Annotated in this window: 20 protein-coding genes; 14 read left to right on the top strand and 6 right to left on the bottom strand. The window is 70.5% G+C overall.

Annotated elements, in window-relative coordinates:
- Window positions 1-2: 2 nt before the first annotated feature.
- Window positions 3-704, bottom strand: a complete 702-nt coding sequence (locus tag BKA15_RS15565; RefSeq protein WP_179752230.1) for a response regulator transcription factor — start codon at window positions 702-704, stop codon at window positions 3-5.
- Between the two features lie 152 nt (window positions 705-856).
- Here BKA15_RS15565 and BKA15_RS15560 point away from each other — a divergent pair, with 152 nt between their 5' ends.
- From BKA15_RS15560 to BKA15_RS15540, 5 genes are read left to right on the top strand one after another with little or no spacing between them, the layout of a single operon-like run.
- Complete coding sequence (locus BKA15_RS15560; RefSeq protein WP_179752228.1) at window positions 857-1,150, top strand: hypothetical protein; 294 nt, start codon at window positions 857-859, stop codon at window positions 1,148-1,150.
- Window positions 1,151-1,176: 26 nt separating this feature from the next.
- Window positions 1,177-2,193: an AAA family ATPase gene (locus tag BKA15_RS15555; RefSeq protein ID WP_312879692.1), complete on the top strand. Its 1,017-nt coding sequence runs from the start codon at window positions 1,177-1,179 to the stop codon at window positions 2,191-2,193.
- Window positions 2,190-3,113 (top strand): DUF58 domain-containing protein, encoded by a 924-nt coding sequence (locus tag BKA15_RS15550; RefSeq protein WP_179752226.1) that lies wholly within the window; start codon window positions 2,190-2,192, stop codon window positions 3,111-3,113. The genes BKA15_RS15555 and BKA15_RS15550 overlap by 4 nt, the downstream gene beginning before the upstream one ends.
- Complete coding sequence (locus BKA15_RS15545; protein ID WP_179752225.1) at window positions 3,110-4,063, top strand: VWA domain-containing protein; 954 nt, start codon at window positions 3,110-3,112, stop codon at window positions 4,061-4,063. Before BKA15_RS15550 ends, BKA15_RS15545 begins: the two co-directional genes overlap by 4 nt.
- Before the next feature lie 24 nt (window positions 4,064-4,087).
- Entirely contained in the window at window positions 4,088-4,999 is a 912-nt protein-coding gene (locus BKA15_RS15540) for a S1C family serine protease (RefSeq protein WP_179752223.1), read from the top strand.
- Window positions 5,000-5,087: 88 nt separating this feature from the next.
- On the opposite strand, the gene BKA15_RS15535 is transcribed toward BKA15_RS15540, so the two are convergent.
- The gene (locus tag BKA15_RS15535) at window positions 5,088-5,630 is read right to left on the bottom strand and encodes a hypothetical protein (protein WP_179752221.1); all 543 of its coding nucleotides are present in this window, start codon (window positions 5,628-5,630) and stop codon (window positions 5,088-5,090) included.
- Between the two features lie 170 nt (window positions 5,631-5,800).
- Between BKA15_RS15535 and BKA15_RS15530 the strand changes: the two genes are divergently transcribed.
- The gene (locus BKA15_RS15530) at window positions 5,801-6,451 is read left to right on the top strand and encodes a hypothetical protein (protein WP_179752219.1); all 651 of its coding nucleotides are present in this window, start codon (window positions 5,801-5,803) and stop codon (window positions 6,449-6,451) included.
- Here BKA15_RS15530 and BKA15_RS15525 read toward each other — a convergent pair.
- Genes BKA15_RS15525 through BKA15_RS15515 form a run of 3 tightly spaced genes read right to left on the bottom strand, consistent with a single transcriptional unit; the run spans window position 6,417 to window position 9,870 of the window.
- On the bottom strand, window positions 6,417-6,845 hold the full coding sequence (locus BKA15_RS15525; protein WP_179752217.1) for a type II toxin-antitoxin system VapC family toxin: 429 nt from the start codon (window positions 6,843-6,845) through the stop codon (window positions 6,417-6,419). The genes BKA15_RS15530 and BKA15_RS15525 overlap by 35 nt on opposite strands.
- On the bottom strand, window positions 6,842-7,075 hold the full coding sequence (locus tag BKA15_RS15520) for a FitA-like ribbon-helix-helix domain-containing protein (protein ID WP_179752215.1): 234 nt from the start codon (window positions 7,073-7,075) through the stop codon (window positions 6,842-6,844). Before BKA15_RS15520 ends, BKA15_RS15525 begins: the two co-directional genes overlap by 4 nt.
- Window positions 7,076-7,122: 47 nt before the next feature.
- Window positions 7,123-9,870, bottom strand: coding sequence for an alpha-amylase family glycosyl hydrolase (locus BKA15_RS15515; RefSeq protein ID WP_179752213.1), 2,748 nt, complete (start codon window positions 9,868-9,870; stop codon window positions 7,123-7,125).
- 94 nt (window positions 9,871-9,964) lie between these two features.
- Between BKA15_RS15515 and BKA15_RS15510 the strand changes: the two genes are divergently transcribed.
- The 6 genes from BKA15_RS15510 (at window position 9,965) to BKA15_RS15485 (ending at window position 17,144) form a co-directional block, all read left to right on the top strand.
- Complete coding sequence (locus BKA15_RS15510) at window positions 9,965-11,860, top strand: beta-L-arabinofuranosidase domain-containing protein (RefSeq protein WP_179752211.1); 1,896 nt, start codon at window positions 9,965-9,967, stop codon at window positions 11,858-11,860.
- The gene (locus tag BKA15_RS15505) at window positions 11,857-12,957 is read left to right on the top strand and encodes an alcohol dehydrogenase catalytic domain-containing protein (protein ID WP_179752209.1); all 1,101 of its coding nucleotides are present in this window, start codon (window positions 11,857-11,859) and stop codon (window positions 12,955-12,957) included. The genes BKA15_RS15510 and BKA15_RS15505 overlap by 4 nt, the downstream gene beginning before the upstream one ends.
- 2 nt (window positions 12,958-12,959) lie before the next feature.
- Window positions 12,960-13,580 (top strand): phosphotransferase family protein, encoded by a 621-nt coding sequence (locus tag BKA15_RS15500; protein WP_179752207.1) that lies wholly within the window; start codon window positions 12,960-12,962, stop codon window positions 13,578-13,580.
- A gap of 3 nt (window positions 13,581-13,583) precedes the next feature.
- Window positions 13,584-13,979: a hypothetical protein gene (locus tag BKA15_RS15495; protein ID WP_179752205.1), complete on the top strand. Its 396-nt coding sequence runs from the start codon at window positions 13,584-13,586 to the stop codon at window positions 13,977-13,979.
- Complete coding sequence (gene eno / locus BKA15_RS15490) at window positions 13,976-15,244, top strand: phosphopyruvate hydratase (RefSeq protein WP_218871347.1); 1,269 nt, start codon at window positions 13,976-13,978, stop codon at window positions 15,242-15,244. Before BKA15_RS15495 ends, eno begins: the two co-directional genes overlap by 4 nt.
- Before the next feature lie 97 nt (window positions 15,245-15,341).
- The gene (locus tag BKA15_RS15485) at window positions 15,342-17,144 is read left to right on the top strand and encodes an MSCRAMM family protein (RefSeq protein WP_179752203.1); all 1,803 of its coding nucleotides are present in this window, start codon (window positions 15,342-15,344) and stop codon (window positions 17,142-17,144) included.
- A gap of 3 nt (window positions 17,145-17,147) precedes the next feature.
- Here the strand turns inward: BKA15_RS15485 and BKA15_RS15480 are convergent, their stop codons facing one another.
- A complete protein-coding gene (locus tag BKA15_RS15480) occupies window positions 17,148-17,951 on the bottom strand; it encodes a hypothetical protein (protein ID WP_179752201.1) in 804 nt (267 codons plus the stop codon).
- A gap of 136 nt (window positions 17,952-18,087) precedes the next feature.
- On the opposite strand from BKA15_RS15480, the gene BKA15_RS15475 reads away from it, so the two are divergent.
- A complete protein-coding gene (locus BKA15_RS15475) occupies window positions 18,088-18,864 on the top strand; it encodes an alpha/beta hydrolase (RefSeq protein ID WP_179752199.1) in 777 nt (258 codons plus the stop codon).
- 5 nt (window positions 18,865-18,869) lie between these two features.
- Entirely contained in the window at window positions 18,870-19,688 is an 819-nt protein-coding gene (locus tag BKA15_RS15470) for an SDR family oxidoreductase (protein WP_179752197.1), read from the top strand.
- Window positions 19,689-19,691: the final 3 nt, after the last annotated feature.

The following is a 19,691-nucleotide window of genomic DNA, read 5'->3' as shown; positions in this document are numbered from 1 at the left end:
GATCATTCCTCGAAATCGTGATCACGGAGCCGGTAGCCGCGCCCGACCAGCGTCTCCAGAAGTTGCGGCTCCCCGTCGACGGTGAGCTTGCGGCGCAGCGTGCCGACCGTGACCCGGACCGTCTGGCTGAACGGGTCCGCGTTCTCGTCCCAGACGTGCTGCAGCAGTTCCTCGGCCGAGACGACCGCCTCCGGTTTCGTCAGCAGATAACGGAGAACGCCGAACTCCTTACGGGTCAGCCGCAGCTCGCGCTCGCCGCGGTGCGCCAGCTGCCGGGCCGTGTCCAGCCGGACCGGGCCGTGGCTGAGCACGGCCGTGTCGCCACGGACCTCGCGGCGGAACAGGGCTCGGATCCGCGCGGTCAGCTCGGCCAGCGCGAACGGCTTCACCAGGTAGTCGTCGGCGCCGACGTCGAGCCCGCGGACCCGGTCCTGCAGCTGGGTCCGGGCGGTCAGCATCAGGATCCGGACGTCGGAGCCGGACATGCACTCGACCCGGCCGTGCCGGATCGCCTCGGCGAGCGAGAAGCCGTCGCCGTCCGGCAGGTTCGCGTCGAGCACCAGCAGGTCGTACTCGGCGGTGCCGAGCTTGAAGCGCGCCTCGGCGCAGGTGAGGGCGACGTCGACCGCGTACCCCTGATGGGCGAGGCCGACCCGGAGGGCGCTGGCGAGCCCCGCTTCGTCTTCCACGATCAGCACGCGCATGAGGTCAAAGCTAGACGTACCGCGAAAATCCCGCTGCTCCTTCTTTCGCTCGATTTTCGGCTGCACTTCCGGAGGCTTTCGGCCCTGCGTGCTGATCTTGAAGCAGGCCCGCACCACCGCGGCGCCGTACGACGGAAGGAACGACTGACCTCATGACTGCACCAGCCAAGCGCCGACTGACCATCGCTGCCGTACTCGCCGGAGCCGGGATCGCGATCGCGACCGTTTCCGGTGTCGCCTATGCGGCGACCGAATCGGCCGAACCGATCTGGGCCACTGTCGTCGACGGCACCGGCTCCGGGGCTCCCGACCCGTCAGGCGCGACCGACGACGGCGCCGCACCCGCGGCGGACCCCGGGAAGGACTGCCCGGACGGCTCGACCGGACCCGGCTCGGGCTCCGCAGCCCCGGGCCAGCCGCAGACCGAGAGCGACGGTGACCTGTGAGGACCGACCAGACCTCCGCCGACGCCGTGACCGGGATCGCCGCGGGCGAACGCCGGCTCGCGCCGGTCGGGATCCTGGAGCGCGCCCTGTTCGAGATCAAGCGCGTCGTGGTCGGCCAGGACCAGATGGTCGAGCGGATCCTGGTCGGGCTGCTGGCCCGCGGCCATGTCCTGATCGAGGGCGTGCCGGGGGTGGCCAAGACGCTGGCCGTCCGCACCCTCGCGGACGTGGTCGGCGGCCAGTTCGCCCGGCTCCAGTTCACGCCCGACCTGATGCCGGCCGACATCGTCGGCTCCCAGGTGTGGCGACCGGCCGACCAGAGGTTCGGTACGGAGCTCGGTCCGGTGTTCGCCAACATCGTGCTGGCCGACGAGATCAACCGCGCCCCGGCCAAGGTGCAGTCGGCCCTGCTGGAGGCGATGGCCGAGCGCCAGGTGAGCATCGGCGGCGCCACCTACCGGTTGCCGGAACCGTTCCTGGTGCTGGCCACCCAGAACCCGATCGAGACCGAGGGCGTCTACGCGCTGCCCGAGGCGCAGCGGGACCGGTTCCTGCTCAAGGTCGACGTCCGGCACGCCGGTGAGCTGGAGGAACTCACGATCGTGCAGCGGATGAGCGTCGCACCGCCACGGGCCCAGACCGTGCTCAGCCTGACCGAACTGCAGGCCCTGCAGCAGGAGGCGGACCAGGTCTTCGTCCACCACGCGGTCGCGCTCTACGCGGTGCAACTGGTGATGGCGACCCGGCAGCCGCACCGGTTCGGGCTCGGCCACCTGGACCAGGTGCTGGACTACGGGATCAGTGCCCGCGGCACGCTCGGGCTGGTCGCGGCGGCCCGGGCGATGGCCCTGCTGCGCGGCCGGGACTACGTGCTGCCGGCGGACGTCGCCGACGTGGCCCCGGACGTGCTGGCGCACCGGCTGGTGCTCGGCTACGACGCGATCGCCGAAGACGTTGACCCGCGGCAGGTGATCGGCGCCGTGCTGGCCGCGGTGCCGAGCCCCCGGGTCGCGCCCGACGACGAGTCGGAGCAGGCCGCGTGACGAGCCGGGATGCCGCGCTGGGACGCTTCCGCAGGCTGGATCTGACGGTCCAGCGGCGGCTGGACGGGCTGCTGCACGGTGATCATCAAGGCGCCCGGCTGGGGCCGGGTGACGATCCGGAGGAGCTGGTGCGTTACCAGCCCGGCCACGACGTACGGCGGATCGATCAGCACGTGACGGCCCGGGCTCGCGAGCCGTACGTCTGGCTGACTCGGGCCCAGCACCCGCTGGACACCTGGGTCCTGCTGGATCGCTCCGCGAGCATGGCGTTCGGTACGGCCACGGACGAGAAGGACGACCTGGCCCAGAGCCTGTCGGCGGCGATCGGCCTGCTCACCGATGCTCCCGGCAACCGGCTCGGGCTCGGCGAGCTGACCGCCGACGGGCTGCGCTGGCGGCGGCCCACGCCGGCTCGGATCGGCGCCCAGCTGGCCCTGCGGACCGAGCCGCCGCCGCGGTCGGGTTCGGCCCCCGTCGGCCTGGCCGAGGGTCTTCGCCAGTTGGCGGTACGGCATCGGCGGCCGGGCCTGCGGATCATCGTGTCCGACCTGGTCGACCCGGACGGGCGGAGCGAGCGGCCGTTCGACTGGGAGGCGCCACTGCGCCGGTTGGCCGCCCGGCACGAGGTGATCATGATCGAGATCGTCGACCCGCGGGAGCTGGAACTGCCCGAGGTCGGCCTGCTGGTCCTGGTCGATCCCGAGTCCGGCCGTCAGCGCGAGGTGGACAGCAGTGACCTCAGGCTGCGCCATTCCTATGCCCGAGCGGCCGCCGCCCACCGGGAGGCGACCGCGGCGGCCGTCGCCGGGGCCGGCGTTGATCATCTGCTGGTCCGGACCGACGGCGACTGGGTCGCCGATCTCTCCCGTTTCGTTCAGCTCCGCCGGCATCGGCCGGCCCGTCGTCGGAGGACACGATGACCTTCCTGTCACCACTCTTCTTGTTGATCTTGATCCCGGTGGCCGGGCTCGCGGTCGGCTATGTCCTGATGCAGCGGCGTCGCCGACGCTATGCGGTCCGGTTCGCGGCGCTGCCGATGCTGGACAAGGTCGTGCCGAAACGCCCCGGCTGGCGACGCCATCTGCCGGCGACGTTGATCTTGGTCGCCCTGGTGGCGCTCGGCCTGGCCGCGGCACGGCCCGAGCTCGCCCTGCGCGTGCCGTACGACCGCGCGACCGTGATCGTCGCGGTCGACATCTCCGGATCGATGGCAGCGACCGACGTCAGCCCGAACCGGCTGTCGGCGGCGAAATCGGCGGCAGCGGCGTTCGTGGCCGATCTGCCGGAGACCGTGAACGTCGGCGTGGTGACCTTCGCCGGCAGCAGCACCGTCGTCGCGGCGCCGACCACTGATCACGAAAGCGCGCAGCGGCAGATCGAGTCGCTGACCACGGCGGGCGGGGGCACGGCGATCGGGGAGGCCGTGTTCTCCTCGATCGACCAGGTCGCCCGGCTGGCCGCCGAGGAGGGCGCCGAGGGCGTACCGGCCCGGGTGGTGCTGCTGTCCGACGGCGACAACTCGGCCGGCCGCGATCCCGGTCAGGCCGCTCGGGCCGCGGCCGAGAGCGGGTTGCCCGTGTCGACGATCGCGTACGGGACTCCCGACGGGGTCCTGCAGAACGGCCGCGGGGTCAGCCAACCGGTCCCGGTCGACGAGGAGGCGTTGCGCGAATTGGCACAACAGACCGGCGGCACGGCCTACACGGCGGCCAGCGGCGAGGAGTTGGCCGCGGTCTACTCCGACATCGGCTCGTCGATCGGCTGGCGGGTCGAGCCGCGGGAGATCACGCCCTACCTGGCCGCGGGCAGCTTGATCATCGTGCTCGTGGCCGGTGCGTTCTCGTTGCGCTGGTTCGCCCGGATCGTCTAGCAGAGCAGGAAAGGAGAACGACCGATGACGTACCCGAATCATGATCAAGATCCCCGGGGATCCGGGGCGGGCTGGCCGGGACTCGGCCGGCCGGCAGGTCCGCCGATGGAGTCAGGCCGGCCAGGTCCGGCGGGCCCGTTCGCTCCGCCGCCGGGTCCCTTCGAGGCGCCGCCGGTGCCCGCTGCCGGCCGACCGGCCCCGCCACGGCGCGGCCGCGCCGGCACCGTCGCGGTCGCTGCGACCGTCGCCCTGGTGGTCGGCGGACTGTCCGGGGTCGGCGCGACCCAGCTGATCGACCGGGCGGAACCGATCACCCAGATCGTCCAGGGCCAGCGGCCGGCCCCACGGTCGGTCGGCGAGACCGAGGCCGAGCAGGCGGCGGCCGTGATCCTGCCCAGCGTGGTCCAGGTCCGGGCCGGCCGCGGCAGCGGTTCCGGCGTCGTGATCGACGGTGCCGGTCACGTGATCACCAATCACCACGTCATCGCCGGCTCGCAGACGGTCCGACTGGTCCGCGCCGACGGCCGGTCCGTGTCGGCCAGGATCATCGGCTCGGACGCCACCAACGACATCGCGGTCCTGCAGGCGGACAACGCGAACGGGCTGCCGGCCGCGGACCTGGGCGACAGCGACGAGTTGCGGATCGGCCAGTCCGTGCTGGCCGTCGGCTCACCGCTCGGCCTGAACGGGACCGTGACCGCCGGCATCGTCAGCGCCATCCAGGGCCGCAGTACGCCGCGGGCGATGATCCAGACCGACGCGTCGATCAACCCCGGCAACTCCGGCGGCCCACTGGTCGACCTGGACGGCCGGGTGGTCGGGATCAACACCTCGATCGCCACCCTCGGCGGCCGGACCTCGGGCAACATCGGCATCGGCTTCGCCGTCCCGATCGACCGAGCGGTCGACGTCGCCGAACGGATCCTGACCGGCTGAGCCCGACCCTTGTCGCAATCCCTCCACACACGGAGTGGTTAAACGTTCAGAGCGCTTCCAGCGTTCGGCTGATGGAGGTTTCGCGACATCAGCCGAGGTCGACCAGCGCGACATCGGGTGCATAGGCGGCCAGGGCTCGCTCCAGGGCCGGGCGGTCGAGGGTCCAGCCCGAGATGGGTCGGCTGACGGCGATGACCCAGGGCGGGACATGAGGGACGAAGTGCGCCGCCGCCGGCCCGAAGCCGCGCAGCGGCGGCGCCGCGATCGGCCCGGTCCGGCCGTCCAGGCCGAGGTAGGGTGGCCGGCTCGGCCCGACGTGTTGCCGGAACAGGACGACGGCGCCGATCTCAGACCACGGCACGAACAGGCTGGAGGCGGGTCCGTGAAAGGCAAGTCGGCCGAGCAGGACTCCGTTCGCGTCGACTCGGAGCGCCGGCTTCCCCCAGACCATGACGGTGCTGATGATCATCGTGACGGCACAGGCTCCGAAGAACAGGATTGAGGCGATGGCCACGATCGGATTCCGATCGAGCAACCAGACGCCGAGGGCGACAAATCCCAGGCCGATGACGATCACCAGGACGTTCTTCGGGGTGATTCCGTGCCTGGCTTCGTAGCTCGCACCGTTCACCCCGAGCATGTTAGGCCGAGCCGGGCTCGGTCAGCCGGTCTCGACCCAGGTCAGGTTGGCTCTGGGTAGCCTGGTCCGGGTGAGCGACGAAGCCGTCGAATGGCTGCTCGCCTCGGACGAGCCGGCGATCCGAGCGCTGACGCAACGGGCTGCACAGGTTCTGCGCCAATGTGGAGGGGCACGCGTTGATCATCGGCTGTCGCCTCGGCCGGGTTGGTGACGATCCCCGGCTGTCGTACCTGGCCGAGAAGTTGATCGAGTGGCAGTGGCCGGACGGCGGCTGGAACTGCCATCGGAACGCCTCGGGCCGCCGCTCCTCGTTCCACGAGTCGATCGCCGCGATGCTCGGTCTGTACGAGTACGCGAGGGCCACCGGTGATCATGATGCCGCGGCTGCCGCCGATCGTGTCGCCGAGTTGTTCCTCGACCACCGATTGATCTTCAGCCTCGGCACGGGACGGCCGAGCCGGTTCCGGCCGAAGCCGCCGCCGGAAGGCCAGTTGATCAACGAGCGTTGGGGAAAGCTCGGCTACCCGTCGTACTGGCACTACGACGTGCTGGTCGCCCTGCGCTATTTGACCCGGATGGGACGGGTCGCCGATCCGCGGAGCGCGGACTGCCTTGATCTGCTGGAGCAGAAACGCGGGCCGGACGGTCGGTGGGCCGCCGACCGGCAGTGGTGGGTGCCACCGGGCCATCGGTTCGCCGAGAATCAGGGCGAGGCAGTGGACTGGGGTGCGGTCCGCCAGCCGAGCGAGTTGATCACCTTCCACGCCTTGCGGATCCTCAAGGCTGCCGGTCGCGCGGCTCCCAGGGATTGATGACTTCCAGGCCCAAACCCTCGAAGTGGCGCACGTTGCGGGTTGCGATCGCCGCTCCATTCGCTGCGCAGATACCCGCGATCATTCCGTCCTCGGCGGAGAACTGCCGGCCCCGGGCCTCATGCTCGGCGCGAAGCCCGGCAAATGCACGCGCTGCGTCTTCGTCGTACGGCAACCGGTGGCGAGCGGTCGACTTGATCATCTGCTCGACCGCCTTGATCATCTCCGTCTGTCGGCGACCGGTCGGCAGACGTCTGGCCCCATAGACGAGCTCTCCGATCGTCACCGTCGTGATCGCCAGGTTGGCCGACTCGGCAAGGAGCCAGTCGAGCACGTGGGGATCCGGTCTGCGTCGGACGGGCTCCGAGACGACGTTGGTATCGATGACGATCACGACAGATCGACGGTGCGTGCCGGCGAACGCTCGGGGATCGGAAGCGGGTCACCGCGAAGGGACTCGGCCGCGTCGAGCCACTCCTCGACCCAGTTCGGGCCGCCGTCACCCACTGCCTCCTCGAGAATGCTGCGAGCCTCGGCTTCCATCGACCGGTTGTTGCGAGCGGCCCGTTCCTTGAGTGCCCGCCGGGTCGCCTCTGGCAGGTTTCGAACCGTGATCGTCGACATGTCGGCACCTCCTCCACGCACTATGCAAGCAATGCTAGCACCCCGCTCTAGCCGGTCTCGACTCGGCTCAGGTGGGTCTCGGGGTCGTAGAAGATCGTGACCGGGCCGCCAGTCGTCGTGTAGGTCATGTTCGGGCCGTCGCGGACGCCGCCCTCGCCGTAGTTCTCCTCCCAGGAATTGTTCAGGGCGATCTTGTACTCGTAGGTCCCGGCCGGGATGCCGGTGAAGGTCTTGGACCAGGTGCCGTCGTCGCCGAGCTCGAGGCGGGCGGCGGCGCAGTCGACCTGCCAGTCCGAGGCGCAGCCCATGGCGGCGTTGTGGGTGCCGGGCACGGTGACGATCCCGTCGCCCGGGTCCGGGACCGAAAGATCGACGGCGAAGCCGACGGAGCCGTACGACGAGGCGGCGGACCGGTGGCCGGCCGCGTCGACGGTGACCGCGCGGTATTCGATCAAGGTGCCGAGAGCAAGATCGGCGACGTCGTGCCGGACGGACGGTGCGGTCAGGTCGCTGGTGCCGAGCGGTTGCCAGTCCTTCGCTCCCGCCACTCGCCAGCCGAACGAGGTCTCCTGCCAGCGGCCCGGATCGACCACGGCCGTCACCGGTGCCAGGCCAGCCAGCGCCGCCCCAGGAGTCGGCGCACCGACCTTGATCGACTGCGCGGCGGCTGGTGAGGCGACCGATCGGTCGGCCTTGAGGACCACGGTCGCCAGCGCCGGTACGGTGATCGTCACAGAACCGTCCTCGGTGGCGGTGACCGGCTCGGAATCGCCGTACAACAAGGAGAACCGGGCACCGGGCGTCAGCGTATCGAACGTCACCATACGCGGCACGGACGCGTTGTTGAGGGCCACCAGGTGTTCGATCCGCTGCTCCCGATCGACCCGGCTGAACGCGTACACGCCGGGTCCGTCGTCGGCGAACCGCTCCCGCTGTGCGCCGGTGGCGAGGGACGGATGGTCGGCCCGGAGCCGGCCGAGTGCGGCCAGGTCGGGATACAGCGCGCCGTTCGTGTCGTAGCGGTCCCGCTTCCCGACCGGCTCGCCGGTGATCAACTTCTGCTGGGCGTACGCGTCGACCTGGGTGGCGAACATGTCCTGCCGCGCGGCCACGTCGGTCCACAGGTCGCCGCCGCCGGTGAAGCCCTGCTCGTCGCCGTAGTAGAGCACCGGCTGGCCGCGGCTGAGCAGCATCAACTCGTGGGCCAGCCGGTCCCGGTCCGGCAGCCGGTCGGCGTCGCCGAGCAGGTGGCCGATCCGGCCGATGTCGTGGTTGGAGACGAACGTCGAGAGGTTCGACGCCGACGCGTTCGGCGTGGTGTAGAGATCATCCGTGGCGAAGAACGCGGCCAGTCCGCGCGCTGTCGTACCCTTCGCGAAGTTCACCGCGTTGCCGGCGAACGCGAAGTCGAGCACGCCGCCGAGCTCGGTGTCGCGGACGTATGGGGCGAGGTTCTTCGGGTCGCCGTCGAACACCTCGCCGAACATGAAGAAGTCGTCGTTGCCGATCTCGCGGGCGTGTTTCATGATCGCGGCCGACCATTCCTGCCAGAACTCGAAGTTCACATGCTTGACGGTGTCGATCCGGAACCCGTCGACGCCGAAGTCGACCCACTTCTTGTACACGTCGATGTAGCCCCGGACCACCCGCGGATGCTCGGTCATCAGGTCGTCCAGGCCGAAGAAGTCGCCGTAGGTCACCGACTCGCCGGTGAACGTCGAGTCACCGCGGTTATGATAGAGCCGCGGATCGTTGAGCCAGTGCGGCTTCTTCGCGTTGCGCAGCGCGGCCGGCACCTCCGGGACGTACGGGAACGAGGTCTTCGGGTCCAGCGGCGGGAAGTCGGCGTCGCCGGCGATCGCCGCGATGTCGATCACCTTGCCATGCCGGTCCGTGTACGGGTGGTCGGCGATCGGCACGTAGTCGGACGTGCCGCCGGTGTACCTGATCACGTCGGCGGTGGTGTTGATCTCGATGTCGAAGTAGATCTTGATCCCGCGCCGGTGCGCGGACTTGATCAACCGGCGCATGCCCTGCTCGGTGCCGAGATGGGCGTCGATCGTGGTCAGGTCCAGTGTCCAGTAGCCGTGGTAGCTGCCCAGGCTGAGTTCGCCGACGGTCTGCACCGGAAGGTTGCCGAACGGCGGCGTGATCCAGATCGCCGTCGTCCCGAGGCCTTTGATGTAGTCGAGCTTCGACTCCAGGCCGGCCAGATCGCCGCCGTGGTAGAAGTTCGCGTCGGTCGGGTCGTAGCCGGAGCTGAGCTTGTCCGGCTTCCGGCCGCCGGTGTTGTTGGTCGGGTCACCGTCGGCGAACCGATCGGTCAGCGCGAAGTAGAACTGCTGGCCGGTGCCGGGCGCCCGGGCCGGCTTGCCGACCAGGCCGGCGTCGCCGGGATCATGATCACCGGGCAGATCCAGCGGGGTGAGCCCGATCCGGTGCACGGTGTCGTCGTAGCGGACCGTGAGCCGGACCTCGCCGGCGATCGTCAGCGGTACGTTCTCCGGCCCGCCGTTCAGGCCCCAGCTGATCTCCCAGCCGTGATCGATCGCCACCTTGTACGCGTACCTCCCGGCCGGCAGAGTGAACGTCGCGGCCCAGCGCCCCGGCTCGCCGGTCGGCCGCAACGCGGTCTGCGGGCAGGCCGGGTCCCAGTCCTGAGCACAGCCGAGTTCGGTCTGCAGATCACCGACCAGGGTGACCGCCGTCGGCGGCTGGGCCGAGGCCGGCGCGGCGCCGAACCAGCCCGCCACCAGCGCCAAGATCAACAACAACGACCAGCCACGTCGCCGCATGCGCGCACCACCTCACTGTGGGGAACTTCCGGCCGCGATGTCCCGGCTCGAACTTCCCCAATCTTGTCACGGAGAACCCGGTAGCGTTCCGATCATGACGCATGCCGTTGGGCGACCGCTGCCGGCCGGGTCGACGGTGCCGGAAGGCTGGATCGCCCGGCAGGCCAGACAGAATCTCGACGGCTTCGTCGGCGCGTTGCCGCGGATCAGCGCCGAGGTCGGTGGCGAGGTCTTCGCGGCCGGCCGGCTCGGCCCGGACTCCGCGGCCGTCGGCGACAACGTCGGCGCGGTCCAGTGGTGGAACGGCGAGAGCGAGGGCAACTGGCTGATCGGCTATGCGGGCCACGTGCGGATGGTCGGCACGGATCGGGAGCGGGCCGATGTGGCGGCGCGGATCGCGGCGGCGGTCGCGCACCAGGACCCGGACGGCTACCTCGGCATGTTCACCGCCGCGGCGCGGCAGGCGAGCCGGTGGCTGCCCGGCGACTGCTGGACGACGAGCCGGCTGCTGCTGGCGATCGAGGAGTGGGCCGGCGCTCACCATGATCATGACCTGCTGGCGGCCGTGGACCGGGCCGTCGACTGGCTCGGCGCCCGGTTCGAGGCCGCGGGTCCCGCGGCCTTCGCCGACGCCGAACCGGAGACCGCGGTCCGCGGCCACGATCTGCAGGTGGTCGACCTGCTGCTCGACGTGGCCCGGCGGACCGGTCGACCGGAGCCGGTCGACCTGGCCGTGCGGATCTACCGCCGGTTCAGCCTGGCCCCGTTGAGCTGGGTGGAGGACGACGGCCAGCTTGATCATCTGCTGTCCGGCGACCCGTTCCACGGCCACGGACCGCACGTCGCCGAGAACCTCAGGATCCCGCTCCGGCTGTACGAGTTCACCGGTGATCAACAACTGCTCGATGCGGCACAGGCCGGCTGGGCCAAGCTGTTGGCCGCGGTCGGCGTCACCGGCGCGCTGCGCAGCGACGAGACCGTGGGTGCCCCCGGTCAGCGGCCCTGGCCGGTGCCGGAGGCCGGCTACGAATACTGCGCGATCACCGAATTAGCGATCACCGCCTCGGAGTTCGCCCGGATCCTCGACCGGCCGGACGCCGCTGACCTGGCCGAGACCCTGTGGCTGAACGCCGCCCAGGCCGCCCGAGCCGCCGACGGCAGCGGCGCGGCCTACTTCTTCGCCGAGAACCAGCCCGCCGCCACCAGAGCCATGGGCGCCCGCTGGGACATCTCGCCCACCCATGACGACGCCGCCGTCTGTTGCGTGCCGAACGCCGGCCGGATCCTGCCGGCCATGATCGACCGGTCCGTGATCATGATCGAGAACGGTCTCCGCGTGGTGCAGTACGGCCCGATGATCACCACGGTCCGGCTCGGCGATCACCGGGTCACCCTGCGCCAGCGGACCGAGTTCCCGTTCTCCGACACGATCACGCTGGAGCTGTCCGGGCTGCCGACGGACTTCGTGCTGGAGCTGCGGGTGCCCGGCTGGTGCGAGAACCTGGAGTTCGTCGCGCCGGTGATCGAGACGCCGGAGGTCGGCACGGTGGTCCGGATCGCCGCCAGTTGGCCGGAACAGGCCGTCCTCACCGTACGGCTGCCGATGCGGATCGGGTCGAAGCGTTCCGTGGACGGCCGGGTGGCGCTGACGGCCGGGCCGTTGATCATGAGCCACCCGATCGAGCACCGAGCGGAGCCGACCAGGAGCTATCCCGGCAGTGAGTTCGCCGACCAGGATCTGACCCCGGCCGACCCGCGCTCGCTGCACGCTCCGTACCTGCTGCGGTCAGGCCTCGACACGGCGACCGTGATCATGAAGGAGCCGGGCGAAGATCCCTGGACCGCGCCGGGCCTGACGGTCGAGGTCGAGGGCCTCGACCCGAATCCGCGCCAGGAGGCGCTCGGCGGGGCGGGCACCGGCACGCTCCACCTGGTGCCGATCGGCTCCACTATGCTCCGCTACACCTGCCTGGTCGTGCTGGAGGGATGATGGCGCACAACGTTGCCGAGCGGACCATGACGGCGCTCCGCTGGTGGGGCCGGCGCGACGTCCGGGTGGACACGATCCCGGTGCCGGCCGAGCTTTCCGACGGCTGGGTGTTGATCGAGATCGAGGCCTGCGGCATCTGCGGTACGGATGTCGAGGAGTACCTGAACGGCCCGATCGTGGTGCCGCTGACCGAGCATCCGCTGACCGGGGCGAAGGCGCCGCTGACCTTCGGCCACGAGGCGGTCGGCACGATCAGGGAGTCCCGGGACCCGGCCGCGCCGCCGGTCGGCACCCGCGTCGTCGTCGAGGGAAACCGGTTCTGCGGTCAGTGCTTCTGGTGCGGCCGCGGCGAGTACCCGCTCTGCGCCCAGGTCGCCTCGCTGGGGCAGATGGACCACGGCGGACTGGCCGATTTCATGATCGCGCCGGGCTTCATGTGCCTGCCGCTGGACGCGGACCTGCCGCCGACCGAGGCCGTGCTGGTGGAGCCGCTCTCGGTCGGTGTCCGGGCGCTGAGCCGGCAGCCGGAACTCGCCGGGTCCTCGGTGGTGATCTTCGGCGCCGGTACGGTCGGGCTGCTGGCCGGACAGGCCGCCCGGGCGATGGGCGCCGCCGACGTGATCATGGTCGACGCGAACCCGGCCAAGCGGGAGGTGTCGCTGGCCTGCGGCGCCAGCACCTTCCTGACCCCGGCCGAACTCGGCGGCCTGCCGCAGCGGTACGAGGCGGGCGGGCCGGACCTGGCCATCGAATGCGCCGGGTCGACCGCAGCGGCGCGCAGCGCGATCGACGTGATCCGGCGCGGCGGCACCGCCATCCTGCTCGGCGTGCACGACGACACGTTCGCGGTGCCGATGCTGCCGTTCGTGCTGGACGAGAAGACCGTCACCTCGAGCCGCTCGCACGCGTGGGACACGGACTTCCCGCGCGCCCTGGAACTGCTCCGCTCCGGCGCGATCGTGACCGCGCCGCTGATCACCCGCGTGATCCCGTTGAGTCGCACGGTGGAGGACGGCTTCGTTCCGCTGTCCCGGCCCGGCCACAGCGAGATCAAGATCGTTGTCGTACCCGATCATCTGCACCCGACCGGAAGTTGATCATGATGGACCTGAATACTGCGAGTGACGCGGAGATCCGGCACTACCTGGACCGCCGGGGCATCCACGCCGGCACCCTGGCCCGCGTGGAACGGCTGCCCGGCGGGGTGTCCGGGATCGTCGTCCGGATCGATCTCCCCAACGGTCCGGTGGTCTGCAAGCAGGCCCTGGAGCGGCTGGCCGTACCCGGCGCCTGGCATGCCGACCGGCGCCGGATCCTCACTGAGGCAAGGGCTCTCGAGGTGTACGGGAAGCTGACCCCGGAGCTGGTGCCGCGGCTGATCGACGTCGACCCCGACCAGTTGATCTTGACCATGACCTGCGCCCCGTCGGAGTGGTGGCCGTGGAAGGAGCGGCTGCTGGCCGGCGAGAAGGCTGTGGTCGCGACCGACGTGGCCGGACGGCTCGGCCGTTGCCTGGCCCGGTGGCATGCGGGCACGGCCGGCGACGCGGCGCTGCTGGCCGCGTTCGATGATCAGGAGACCTATCGGCTGCTGCGCACCGATCCGTTCTATCGGGCACTGGGCGAGGTCCATCCCGACCTCGCCGGCCGGTTGCGCGAGCTCGCCGACGACCTGCATCGCGATCACCGGTGCCTGGTCCACGGCGACTTCTCACCGTAGAACGTGCTGGTCGGCGATGACGGCCTGTGGATCGTCGATCACGAGGTGGCGGTGGCGGGCCGGCCGGTCTTCGATCTCGCCTTCCTGGCCGCGCATCTGACCCTGAAGGCCGTGGAGCGGGAGCGGCGCTTCCTGCTCGACGCCGCGATGACGTTCTGGACCACGTACCGCGAGGCGTGGCCCGAGTCCGGCGTGACCGGCGAGGAGCTCGGTGATCATGTCGCGGCGCTGATGCTGGCCCGGGTCGACGGGGTGTCGAAGGTGCACTACCTGTCCGAGCGGCAGGAGGGTCTGGTCCGCGAGCTCGCCCGTGATCAGGTGGCTGGCGACGGCACGATCGAGGAGCTGTGGCAACGGGTCCGGGTCCTGAACGGGCCGGCGGCCGGAGAACACGCGTGATCAGGAGCCGAATCGAGCAGGTCCAGGCCTGGGAGGCGTTGGACTCACGCGGCCGCCCGACCGTCGCGGCCCGGGTTCGGCTGACCGGCGGGGCGACCGGCACGACCCGGGTGCCGTCCGGTGCATCGGCCGGTTCGCACGAGGCGCGCGAGCTCCGCGACGGTGGGGATCGCTACCAGGGTTACGGTGTACGGACCGCGGTCGCCGGCGTGATCGAGGCGCTCGAGCCGGCCGTCCGGGGTCTGGACGCGAACGATCAGGCGACTGTGGACGCGGCCATCGAGCAGGCCGCGGCCGACGCCGGGCCGGACCGGGTGGGCGCCAACTCGACCCTCGCCGTCTCGATCGCCACGGCGCTCGCTGCGGCCGACCAGGAGGGTGTCGACCTGGCCTGCCGGCTGGCCGGCGACGGGCCGCTGCTGCTGCCGATGCCCATGATCAACATCGTCTCGGGCGGAGCCCATGCCGGCTCGGCGATCGACCTGCAGGACTTCCTGGTGGTGCCGCACGGAGCCGCTTCGTTCGCGGAGGCGATCGCCTGGGCCCAGGCGGTACGTCAGAGGGCCGTCGAGGTGGCCCGCCGGCGCGGGTTCGAGGAGGCCGTCCTGGTCGCCGACGAGGGCGGGCTGGGGCTGCGGCTGGAATCCAACGAGGCCGCGATCGGGCTGGTGATCGAGGCCATCGAGGCGGCCGGACTGACACCGGGGGAGCAGGCCTCGGTGGCGATCGACGCCGCCGCGACCGAGTTCTACGCCGAGGGCGCCTACCGGCTGGCGGCCGAGGACCGCGTGCTCACGGCCGAGGAGTTGATCACCGAGTATGCGGGCTGGCTGGACCGCTATCCGATCGTGTCGATCGAGGATCCGCTGGCCGAGGACGACTGGGCCGGCTGGCAGACGATCACCGCACGGCTGGGCGGGCACTGCGATCTGATCGGAGACGATCTCTTCGTGACACAGCGAGATCGGCTGGACCGGGGCATCGCGGAGCGGTCAGCCAACGCGATCTTGATCAAGGTCAACCAGAACGGCCTGCTGAGCCGGACCCAGGACGTGATCACGGCAGCCCAGCGGGCCGGCTTCCGTACCGTGGTGTCGGCCAGGTCCGGTGAGACGGAGGACGCCTGGGTGGCCGACCTCGCCGTCGGCTGGCGGGCCGGGCAGATCAAGGTCGGCTCGACCCACCGCTCGGAGCGGACCGCGAAGTGGAATCGCTTGCTGGAGTTCGAGGCCACCGCCGACACGGAATGGGCCGGCTGGCCCTGACGGCGCGGGAAGTGGCGCGGCGGTGGCCGGATCGCTACCCTGCCGAATGCCTGCATCCTCGGGGGACGGACGCTTCACGTACGACCAGAGGACGGACATGCCCCGACGCTCCCTGCTGACCATCGGCTCACTGCTGCTCGCCACCTTGTTGATCCTGGCCGGTGCCGGCCCGGCCGCGGCGGCGCCGGCGGGCTGGGCCGCCTGGGAGCCGCTGTCCGGCAGCTCGCGCGACTTCACGACGACGATGCGGCAGCAGGCGGCGGGTTTCCCGGCCGCGTCGGTGGCCACGAACTCCGTCGGCGGTTCGGCGGTCGGCGTCCAGTCCGGCGTCTCGACCTTCCTGGCCCCGCAGACCCCGCCCGGCGAGAAGTACGGGTCGAGCCAGGGGCAGCCGTACCTCAATCTCCGACCCAACGGCCTCAGCGCGGCGCCACCTTCGACGACGACGTACACCTTCGAGCGGCCGACGCCGGCCTCCGGCTGGACCTTCGTACTCGGCGACGTCGACGCGGACGCGGTGACGATCAGCGCGACCGGTGCCGACGGCTCTGCACTGACCGCCGCCCAGCTGGGGTTCCAGGACACGTTCAACTACTGCGCGCCGGGCGTCTCGCCGAAGCCCTCCTGCTCCGGCCCCGGCAACGACGGCTCCGACCTGCCGACCTGGGACGCGGACACCTTGACCCTGACCGGCGGCGGCCCCGACACGGCGGGCGCGAGCGCTTGGTTCGAGCCGACCGTGCCGATCTCGACGCTGACCTTCGTGTTCAGCCGGACCTCCGGCAGCCCGGTCTACCAGACCTGGTTCTCCTCGCTGGCGTACGACATCTCGGGCACGGTGACCGCTCCGGCCGACCGGCAGGAAGGGATCACCCTGCAGCTGCTCGACAGCGACGGCGAGGTGATCGCCGAGACCGAGACCGATGCGGAGGGCAACTACACGTTCCCGGGTTACGCGACCTACGACGACTACCAGGTGACGGTCGTCCCACCGGCCGGGCTGGAAGCGGACGGATCGACCACCCGCGAGGTCGACCTGAGCGACGGTGATCAAGAAGGTGTCGACTTCGTCCTCGTCGAGCCGACCGAGCCGACCGGTTCGATCACCGGCACCGTGACCACCGACCAGGGCGATCCGGTGCCCGGCGCCAAGATCACGATCACCGGCCCAGAGGGCTTCGAACAGACCGTGATCACCGACGACGACGGCAGTTACCGGCTGGACGAGCTGCCCGCAGGCGACTACCAGGTGATGATCACGCCGCCGGAGGGCTACCAGACGTCCGGCCCGGCCGAGGGCGAGGCGACCATCGAGGACGACGGCGACGTCGCCGAGGTCGACTTCCAGCTGACGGCCACCGAGGAACCCGCCTACGACGTTTCGGGTACGGTCACCGATCCGGCTGGCGACCCGGTCCCGGACGTCGACGTCACCCTGACCGGTGACGAACTCGAGGAACCGGTCGTCGTCAGCACCGACGAGGAGGGCAGCTTCACGTTCCCGGACGTGCCGGTGGGCGACGACTACCAGGTGACCGTCGAGCCGCCCGCCGATGGCGAGGTGGTCGGCGATCCGTCGGTCACGATCGACGTCGTCGACGAGGACGTGACCGGGATCGAGTTCACGGTCGAGCTGGCGCAGCCGTCGCCGACCCCGACGCCCTCCGAGCCGACGGACGAGCCCTCCGACGAGCCGAGCGACGAGCCGAGCGACGAGCCGAGCGACGAGCCGACGGGCGAGCCCTCCGAGGAACCGACCGAGGAGCCGTCGGACGAGCCGACCGAGCCGGGTGAGGAACTGCCCAACACCGGTGGCCCCTCGGCCCTGATCGGTCTCGGGGCGGCCACCATGATCACCGCCGGCCTGGTGCTGGTGGCGCGGCGGCGGTCCAGGCTCTGACGGTCAGGCCTGCCAGACCCGGAGGTATGCCATCCGGACGGCGGCACCGTCGAGGTACATGCCGATCGGCTGGTTGTCGTAGCTGACGCCCTGGTAGACGCCGGGCGCGGCTCCGGCGGCCGTCTGCACGATCAGCCGGTCGTCCGAGCCGTCCTCGGCGTGCCGGTGAAAGACGCTGATCCGGTCGCCGGCCCAGGTGATCTTGAAGGAGCGGTACGTCTCGATCGGCGTCGGGTAGCTGACGTTGGCCAGGGTCGTGTACTCGTGGCCGAACTCGCGCTGGATGGTCACATACCCGGACTTGCGGATCAGCAGCACGGCGTAGTTGTAGTCGTTGCTGTGGTGACCGAGCAGTACCTTGAGCCCGCCGTTGGACGAGCGGGTCACCCCGTCGATCACCCGGCCGCCGAGCGGGTCGTACCAGAGCGTACGGCCGCGGACCACGACCGAGTAGTTCTGCTGGAAGCTGCGCCGGGAGCGGACCCGCACCCGCCGCACATTGTGGCCCCAATCGCCACGGTGGAAGGGATCCGTGTAGCTCCCGTTCTCCACGCTGCCGACCGCCGCGTCGTGCACCCAGAGCCCGCCGCGGACTCCGGTGGCGGCGTAGGTGATCAACTCCGGGCCGTCGGAGTAGTTGCCCTCGTCGCCATAGGACGCGGCGTTGCGGAAAAGGTTGTACGTGGTCGCGGCAGCGGCCGGGGTCGGATCGGGCCAGGCCGCGGCTCCGGCGGCCGCGAGTCCGCCGGTCAGGCCGAGGCCGAGCAGGCGACGGCGATTCAACTGCGGATCGGGCTGTTCGAGCATCGGAACCTCCTCGCAGGGGAGGGCGGCGACGCCCTCGGGTACCGACAGCTTGACCTGCAATCGGTTGCAGGTCAAGGGGTTGCCGGGGACCGGCGCGGGATCGGACTCAGCACGAGTCCAGGCTTAGGGTGGGGCGATGGCGTTGATCACCTGTGACTTCTTCTCGGACGTGCTCGAGGTCGGCACGTCGATGACCGTCGTACTACCCCAGGCGACCGAGGAACAGATCGGAGTCTCGCCGGCCGGGCTGCGGACCGACTTCCCGGTGCTCTACCTGCTGCACGGGCTCTCCGATGATCACACAGCCTGGCTCCGCTACACGAGCATCGAGCGGTATGCGGCCGCGGCCGGGCTCGCGGTCGTGATGCCGGCGGTGCACCGGAGTTTCTATGCCGACGAGGCGCACGGTCACCGCTACTGGACCTTCGTCTCGGAGGAACTGCCGAAGATCGTCGGCGCGTTCTTCCGGGTCTCGGATCGTCCCGAGTCGACGTTCGTGGCCGGGCTGTCCATGGGCGGCTACGGAGCGCTGAAGCTGGGCCTGACTCATCCCGATCGGTTCGGGGCGGTGGCCAGCCTGTCCGGGGCGGTCGACGTGCGCCAACTGCTCAATCGCCCTGAGCGGTCGGAGCTCGCGCGGCGCGTGTTCGACGATGAGATCGCCGAGTCCGATGATCTTTTCGCGCTGCTGGCCGGTGCCGCGCCCGGGACCGTACCGCCGCTCTACATCGCTTGTGGAACGGAGGAAGACCGCCTGATGCCGCCGAACCGGAAGCTCGCCGAGCAGGCCCAGAGCCAGGGCGTCGACGTGATCACCGACTTCCGGCCCGGTGTGCACGAATGGGGACTCTGGGACGACGTGATCCAGGACGTGATCACCTGGCTGCCGCTGCCCGGCCGGACCGAGGACTGACCGCGATGATCTTGCTCGTCGTCGGCGGCAGCGGGTTCCTCGGCCGCGAGGTCGTACGGCAGGGTGTCGCCGCCGGCCATCGGGTCACGGCGACCCACCTGACCCGACCGCCCGGAGCCGAGGTGTCGAGCGAGAAACTCGACGTCCGGGACCGGGCCGCCGTCGAGGACCTGGTGTCCCGGGTCCGTCCGGACGTCGTGATCAACACGGCGTACCAGTCGAAGGACTGGGCGAGCACCGCCGACGGCGCGATCCACGTCGCCCTGGCGGCAACGGCGACCGGGGCGCGGCTGGTGCACGTCTCCAGCGATGCGCTGTTCTCCGGCCAACATGATCATTACGACGAGTCCGCCCGACCCGATCCGATCACGCCGTACGGTGCGGCGAAGGCAGCCGCCGAGACCGCGATCATGATCATCAACCCGGCGGCCGTCGTCGCCCGCACCTCCTTGATCATCGGAGACGGCGACTCACCCACCGAGAGACTCGTCCACGCCCTGGTGGCGAAGGAGGCGACCGGGGGCCTGTTCACCGACGACTTCCGCTGCCCGGTCCACGTCGCCGACCTCGCCGCCGCCCTCCTCGAACTCGGGTCAGGCGACCGTGCCGGAATCCACCATCTGGCCGGCCCCGACTCGATCAGCCGCCACGACTTGGGCATCCTGATCGCCCGCCGCGACGGCCTCGACCCCGCCCTGCTGCCGACCGCGACCCGAGCCGGCAGCGGTATCCCCGGCCCCCTCGACGTACGCCTCGACTGCACGGAAACCCAGCGCACTCTTCGGACCCGACTCCGCGGTGCCCGCGAGTTCCTGTCGGGGTGATTG

This window comes from Microlunatus parietis, assembly GCF_013407955.1.
Classification (GTDB): Bacteria; Actinomycetota; Actinomycetes; order Propionibacteriales; family Propionibacteriaceae; genus Microlunatus; species Microlunatus parietis.
The sequence above is the reverse complement of the archived record's forward strand: the minus strand, read 5'-3'. Positions and strand labels throughout refer to the sequence as shown.

Coding starts and splice junctions, on each gene's coding strand:
- BKA15_RS15565 (WP_179752230.1), bottom strand. CDS start 704: ATGCGCGTGCTGATCGTGGAAGACGAAGCGGGGCTCGCCAGCGCCCTC.
- BKA15_RS15560 (WP_179752228.1), top strand. CDS start 857: ATGACTGCACCAGCCAAGCGCCGACTGACCATCGCTGCCGTACTCGCC.
- BKA15_RS15545 (WP_179752225.1), top strand. CDS start 3,110: ATGACCTTCCTGTCACCACTCTTCTTGTTGATCTTGATCCCGGTGGCC.
- BKA15_RS15540 (WP_179752223.1), top strand. CDS start 4,088: ATGACGTACCCGAATCATGATCAAGATCCCCGGGGATCCGGGGCGGGC.
- BKA15_RS15520 (WP_179752215.1), bottom strand. CDS start 7,075: ATGTCGACGATCACGGTTCGAAACCTGCCAGAGGCGACCCGGCGGGCA.
- BKA15_RS15515 (WP_179752213.1), bottom strand. CDS start 9,870: ATGCGGCGACGTGGCTGGTCGTTGTTGTTGATCTTGGCGCTGGTGGCG.
- BKA15_RS15510 (WP_179752211.1), top strand. CDS start 9,965: ATGACGCATGCCGTTGGGCGACCGCTGCCGGCCGGGTCGACGGTGCCG.
- BKA15_RS15505 (WP_179752209.1), top strand. CDS start 11,857: ATGATGGCGCACAACGTTGCCGAGCGGACCATGACGGCGCTCCGCTGG.
- BKA15_RS15500 (WP_179752207.1), top strand. CDS start 12,960: ATGATGGACCTGAATACTGCGAGTGACGCGGAGATCCGGCACTACCTG.
- BKA15_RS15485 (WP_179752203.1), top strand. CDS start 15,342: ATGCCCCGACGCTCCCTGCTGACCATCGGCTCACTGCTGCTCGCCACC.
- BKA15_RS15480 (WP_179752201.1), bottom strand. CDS start 17,951: ATGCTCGAACAGCCCGATCCGCAGTTGAATCGCCGTCGCCTGCTCGGC.
- BKA15_RS15475 (WP_179752199.1), top strand. CDS start 18,088: ATGGCGTTGATCACCTGTGACTTCTTCTCGGACGTGCTCGAGGTCGGC.
- BKA15_RS15470 (WP_179752197.1), top strand. CDS start 18,870: ATGATCTTGCTCGTCGTCGGCGGCAGCGGGTTCCTCGGCCGCGAGGTC.